The 6,000-nt window shown below is 69.0% G+C and carries 4 protein-coding genes and 2 pseudogenes; 5 read left to right on the top strand and 1 reads right to left on the bottom strand.

The features are described 5' to 3' along the window. Together F0311_RS18425 and F0311_RS07110 are read left to right on the top strand one after the other, a co-directional pair. Positions 1-365, top strand: a pseudogene (locus F0311_RS18425) (conjugal transfer protein TrbL); the annotation flags it as partial. Positions 366-371: 6 nt separating this feature from the next. Continuing rightward, a complete protein-coding gene (locus tag F0311_RS07110) occupies positions 372-1,841 on the top strand; it encodes an SCO6880 family protein (protein ID WP_150461258.1) in 1,470 nt (489 codons plus the stop codon). Between the two features lie 21 nt (positions 1,842-1,862). Here F0311_RS07110 and F0311_RS07105 read toward each other — a convergent pair whose 3' ends face one another. After that, complete coding sequence (locus F0311_RS07105; RefSeq protein WP_150461257.1) at positions 1,863-2,294, bottom strand: hypothetical protein; 432 nt, start codon at positions 2,292-2,294, stop codon at positions 1,863-1,865. Between the two features lie 120 nt (positions 2,295-2,414). On the opposite strand from F0311_RS07105, the pseudogene F0311_RS07100 reads away from it, so the two are divergent. The 3 genes and pseudogenes from F0311_RS07100 to F0311_RS07085 all read left to right on the top strand — a co-directional run. Continuing rightward, a pseudogene (locus F0311_RS07100) lies at positions 2,415-2,783 on the top strand (hypothetical protein); the annotation flags it as partial. Between the two features lie 875 nt (positions 2,784-3,658). Further along, complete coding sequence (locus F0311_RS07090; protein ID WP_150461256.1) at positions 3,659-5,200, top strand: ATP-binding protein; 1,542 nt, start codon at positions 3,659-3,661, stop codon at positions 5,198-5,200. Positions 5,201-5,555: 355 nt separating this feature from the next. Then, positions 5,556-5,918, top strand: a complete 363-nt coding sequence (locus F0311_RS07085) for a DUF1801 domain-containing protein (RefSeq protein ID WP_150461255.1) — start codon at positions 5,556-5,558, stop codon at positions 5,916-5,918. The last annotated feature ends 82 nt before the right edge of the window (positions 5,919-6,000 follow it).

The raw sequence follows: 6,000 nt of genomic DNA, 5'->3' as shown, positions 1-6,000 counted from the left end.
GGGGTAAAGCCGCCGCCGGCGGGTCCGCCGGCGCAGGCACAGGGGCGAGTGCAAGCGGCGGAGCAGGAGCAAGTGCCGGCGCGGGCGCTGGTGCGGCGGCTGGTCCGGCTGCTGCGGCGGTGATCGGCGCGAAGGTCGCCAAAGACTCAGCAACCGCCGGACCGAAAGCAGGCAAGGCACTCGGCGCACAAGGCGAGTCCGCCGCGGACTCGGCCTCCCAGACCGGCACCACACCACCGGCGGCGCAAGCGCCCCCACCGTCGACTCCAGCACCGAAGACACCCTCTGCTGGCGCCTCACAGGCCGAGCCACGGCCAGCGAAGCAGCCCCCGCCACCGGCACCGAAGCCGACCGGGAAGGAGTGAGCCGCCGTGCCCACGAAGCAGAACGAACAGACGGCGTCGGCGGAGCTGGTGCCGGTGAAGTTCTCCCGCCTCACACGCAGAGGCATCCTCCTGGGGCTCTCGCTGTCGCAGCTCATCACCCTCGCCACCGGCGTCCTCTCGGTCGTGGGCGCGCTCTACGCCGGGGGTGGCATCCTCCTCGCGTACACCACCCCGGTCTGGGTCATCGCCGCCGCGCTGACGTGGATACCGATCGCGGGACGGCCGGCGGTGGAGTGGCTGCCGGTGGCGTTCTGGTGGCTCTGGCGCACCACCGGCGGACAGCTCCTCTATCGGCGCCGCGTCGTCACCCCGCGTCCGGTCGGCACGCTGGCGTTACCAGGTGACATGGGGCGGCTGCGCGAGTACACCGATCCCGAAACCGGCGCCGGGATGATCCACGACCCCCATGCCCAGACCCTCACCGTCGTGTGCGAGGTCTCGCATCCAGCGTTCGTGCTCTTGGACCCTGGTGAGCAGGAACGCCGGGTCACCTCCTGGGGCCGCGTCCTGGCCACCGTATGCCGCTCCGGACGGATCGCCACCTTGCAGGTGCTGGAGCGGACGCTGCCGGACTCCGGCACCGGGCTGGCCGAATGGTGGGCCTCCCATGGGAGCGCCGATGACACCTGGGCGGCGACCACCTACGCGGAACTCATTGACCGCGCCGGACCGGCCGGCGAACGACACGCGACCACGCTGTCGCTGTCGTTGGACATGAAGAACGCCGCGCGGCAGATCAAGACCGCCGGTGGCGGCATCCGTGGTGCGGCCGCCGTCCTGCGTCAAGAGATGTCGACTCTCGTGGCCGCCCTGCGGTCGGCCGACCTGACACCTTTGGGATGGCTGTCGCCGGGCGAGATCGCGGTGATCCTGCGCTCGGCGTATGACCCGGCGATCGCCGCCACCTTGGAGCGTCACGGCGAACTCGGCCAGTCGCTCGCCACCGCTGGGCCGGTGGCGGTCAACGAGTCCTGGACCCGGCTGCGCACCGATTCGGCGCATCATGCAGTGCTGTGGGTCTCTGAGTGGCCGCGTTCGATGGTCTACCCCGGTTTCCTGTCCCCGGTGTTGCTCTCTACCGGCATCCAACGGTCGTTCTCGCTGCTGTGCACGCCGATGCGCTCGGACCAGGCCGCGAGGGACATTCGGAAGAAGAAGGTCGAACACATCAGCGACGCCGCGCAGCGGGCGAAGATCGGGCAGATCGAAGACGCCGCCCAGACCGCCGAGTACCACGACGTGCTCCAGCAGGAAGCCGACCTGACCGCCGGCCACGGCGTCCTCAGATACACGGGCCTTATCTCCATCTCCGCACCCACCGTCGAAGAACTCGAAGCCGGTGTAGCGGCGATCGAACAGGCCGCGATCCAAGCCTCGTGTGAGACCCGGCTCCTGGTTGGTCAGCAGGCCGCGGCGTTCACTGCGGCGGCGTTGCCGTTGTGCCGGCGGGTGTGAGAGGGCCGGCGGTCAGGTCCGTTATCCGGGGAGGGTGCCGTAGCTGTTGGCGTAGGTCTTGCCGGGCTTGGGGTGGGTGAACTTCAGTCCCGACCAGACATCGTTGATCCGCAGGCAGGTGCTCTCGACCATGTTCAGGTCGTAGCCGACGGCGATCGCCGACTTGATGGTCAGGTCGGTTCCGAGCTTGCCGCCCTTGGGCCAGGAGACCCACAGCATCCCGCCGGGGCGCAGCCGGTCACGCAGTCCACCGAACTGCTCCCGCATCTCGTTCTGGGTGATGACGAACAGGTGCAGGTAGTCGAACTCGCCCGTCACGGTCTCAGGAAGGTCGAGGTCGGGAAGACCCATCGCCGCGACCGCCGCCGCGGGAGCGTCGCGCAGATACGCGCGTGCCCCGGGCTTGATGCCCATCTTCTGCGCCACGGTGCGCGACTGCCGCGTGTTCGCCATGGCATCGACCGTAGACGCCACCACGGACACCATCTGTCCGCTATCCGTGGCTCCCGCCGATAAAGGGGTGCCCGGCGCACCTGAGAGAACACGCCCTCGACCTGCCTCGGGAGACCCACCATGCCGACCTTCCACGACCCGCTCGCCGATGCGGCTGAAGCCTCCGAGGCCCTGCGCGGCCTCGCCCACGCGTCCCGCGTGTTCGACGACCCGGCCGACACCTACACCGTGTTCGGTGACCTCGTGGCCGGAGTGCGGTCGCTGCGCCAAGTCCTCGACCAGCTCGCCAACACCCACCTGAACGCGCGGGATCGCGCGTCCGACGACGACGGCAATCCCGCCGCGGGTGCGGCCGATGCGCTGGCGGCCGCCGATGAGCTGCACCAGGCCGGCACCCTGCTCGATCGGGCCTACGACCGGCTCGACATGGCCTTCTCCCACTCCGGACGGATCGCCTGGCACCCCGAACCGGTCGTCGATCGAGACGCCGCGCGGGAGCGGCTGGCCGCACGCCTCGACGGTGACCCCACTACCGCGATCACGACCGTTGAGGCCGGGACGCTCACGTTGGCGGTGTGGCCCGATGTGCCGGTGGGTGAGCATCAGCGTTACGCCTACCGGATCACCGACGCCACCACCGGCCAAGCGGTGGAGGGCCGGGACCTGTTCACCGGCGCCGGAACTCCCGTCGAGCCCGACCGCGCCCTCCGCGACCTCGCGACCTTCCTGAGCGCGGCGGGTGAGGCCCGTCAGTATGCGATGGAGCATCCCGGCAGCAGCTCCGAAAACGAGGGCCTGTTCCCGGCCTGGGTGGCCGAGGCCGCCCGCACCAACACCGACGCCCTGGTCGAGCTGAGCGAGCACGGCCCCACCGACTCTCACTCCGCCGCCGGACCCGCGCAGGCGGGGCGGCGGTGGCTCAGCGTGGTGTTCCTTCAGGGCGAGGAGGCCGATGCGGTGCTCGACCTGATCGATCGCGACGGCACCGACGCAGCCATCGAACACCTGGCCCAGTGGGACTACGGTGACGAGACCACCGATGCGGCGTTGGAGAACGGGTACGTCTACGACGACCAGCCCCCGGCCAGCGGCACCGACCAGAGCGTCACCGCCGAGGGCTACGCGGTGACCTACAATCACGCCCTCGGCCACGTCGGCCTCTATCGGCAATTCGACACCCCACCCGACCTGGCACTCCTGGACGACCCGCCCGTGCCGGCCAGCATCAGGACGGGGCCGTCGCATCGTGCGCAGCAGGCAGCGCACGAGGGACGTGAGGCGCGGCGTGCGGCATTGGGCGTGGACCGCGACTGGTTCACCACCCCCTCCCGCGGCTCAGCCGGTTCGGGGCGGGAGTTGTCGCTGTGAGCGGCACCGAACGGGAGCGACTGCACACCTCGGTCCTCGTCGCCCCGGCCAAGGAACGCCGACGGCTGCGCAAGCAGCGTCGCCAGGCCGCCGCAAGGCTCCAGGCCGAGCAGCGTGCCGCCGAGAAAGCCACAGCGAAGGAGAAGGCGGAGGCGGATCGGGCCGAACGCCGCTCCACCACCTACCTGCCCGCTGCCGGTGAAGCCGTCCCCGCGGCGCTGCGCACGCCGGGCCGGTTCCGGCTCCCGCGCCACCAAGACACCTCTGCGACGTTGGCGGGGGCGTATCCGTTCGTCGCCGAAGGCGGCCTCGGCTCCGATGGGGTGTTCGTCGGCCAGGACCTCTATTCGGGTGGCTCGTTCGTCTACGACCCCTGGGTGCTCTACGCCCGCGGGATCATCACCGCGCCCAACGTGGTGCTTGCCGGAATCGTGGGCTCCGGCAAGTCCTCCCTCGCCAAGTCCCTCTACACGCGCAGCCTGCCGTTCGGGCGCCGCGTCTACGTCCCCGGTGACCCCAAGGGCGAGCACACCGCGGTCGCCGAAGCCGTCGGCGGACGGGCGATCGTCCTCGGCCACGGGCTGAACACTCGACTCAATCCCCTCGATGAAGGACACCGACCCGGTGGTCTCACCGATGAGCAGTGGACGACAACCGTGGCCTCTCGGCGTCGTGACCTGATCGGCGCGCTGGCCGAGACAGTCTTGGCCCGCGGGTTGACACCATTGGAGCACACCGCCATCGACCTCGCCCTCACCACCACCGTGCGAGAGAACGACGTGCCGATCCTGCCAATGGTCGTCGACCACATCCTCAACCCGACCGACGACACCGATGGGCGACTCGCGGAGGACGGTCGTCTCGTCGGCCACGCCCTGCGCCGCCTGGTGGCTGGCGACCTTCAGGGGCTCTTCGATGGCCCATCGACCGTGGCCTTTGATCCGTCGTTGCCGATGATCAGCCTCGACCTGTCCCGCGTCACCGAGAACTCCACGCTCATCAGCGTGTTGATGACATGCAGTAGCGCGTGGATGGAGTCCGCGCTGCTGGACCCGAATGGAGGCCAGCGGTGGGTGATCTACGACGAAGCCTGGCGGCTGATGTCCCATCCCGCGCTGTTGAAGCGGATGGACGCGCAGTGGCGGCTGGCACGGCATTACGGGATCGCGAACATGCTGATCTTCCACAAGCTCACCGACCTGGACAACGTCGGCGACCAAGGTTCGGCGATGCGCGCGTTGGCCTCCTCGCTGCTGGCGAACGCGGAGACGCGGATCATCTACCGCCAGGAATCGGACCAGCTCGGCGTCACAGCCTCCACCCTCGCCCTGACCGGCACTGAGCAGAAGCTCCTACCCGGGCTGGGCACGGGTCAGGGGTTGTGGCGGATCAAGGACAGGTCCTTCGTTTGCCAGCACCAACTCCATCCTGCCGAGTTGGAAGCCTTCGACACTGGGCTCCGTATGACCGGCAACCCCCAAAGTTCACAGATCCTGACGCCTGATTCGAGCGACGACGCCGATCGGGGCCTGCTGTGAGGGGTGGTGGGGTGGCAATCTTCGGGGAAGGGTGCGTGGTCGTCACAGCGCCAGCCGGGCTTGCGCTGGTCTAGCGTCCAGCCGGACCCGCGACGTCAGGCACATGAGCCGCCTTCGGCGCCGTTGACGGAACCCGGGGAAGCGGGGCGACGAGGGGCGTTCTGATAACGTGGTTGCTGGCACTCTGAAGTGCCCTCGCGCAGTCGATGACGAAGTGCTCGTCTGACACATTCGCGGAGAGGACTGGCCCCGGCCAGGACATGTCCGCGGTGGAGATTGCGCAACCGACCCCTGACCAGGGGGTGGGTTGTGTTCACCATGCCGCGAATGCGGCGCGAGAGAAGGGTGGGACATCGTGTCCACAACGAAGACAGACAAGTCGACGAAAGACCTGCGGGCGGTCCTGGACAAGATCGCCGGATGGCCGGAACCGTACGCCAAGATCGGTGCCAGGCTGCACGAGACGATCCTGAGCGCCGGGCCGAAGCTCAAGCCACGCATCTGGTACGGCATGCCCGGCTACGCCACCGGACGCAGCGCCCCGGTGCTGGTGTTCTTCCGCGTCGACGACGGGGTGATGTCACTCGGCCTGTCGGAGAAGGCCACAGTCGAACGCGAACCCGGCAGCACATTGCGCCCCTCTGCCTGGTTCCTCGACGAGATCGACGACGCCACCCTCGCAAAGATCGCAGACCTCGTGCGCACCGCGTTCTCCTAAGCAGGAACCGACGGCCTACTCGGCCATCGGCCCCTTGACCCGGACAAGCGGCACGTCGGCGCCCCCAGTGGGAGGGCGCCGA

The sequence above is a fragment of the Nesterenkonia ebinurensis genome (assembly GCF_008711175.1).
GTDB classification, from domain to species: domain Bacteria; phylum Actinomycetota; class Actinomycetes; order Actinomycetales; family Micrococcaceae; genus Nesterenkonia; species Nesterenkonia ebinurensis.
Note: the sequence above shows the minus strand (reverse complement) of the source record. Positions and strands in the feature narration are given on the sequence as shown.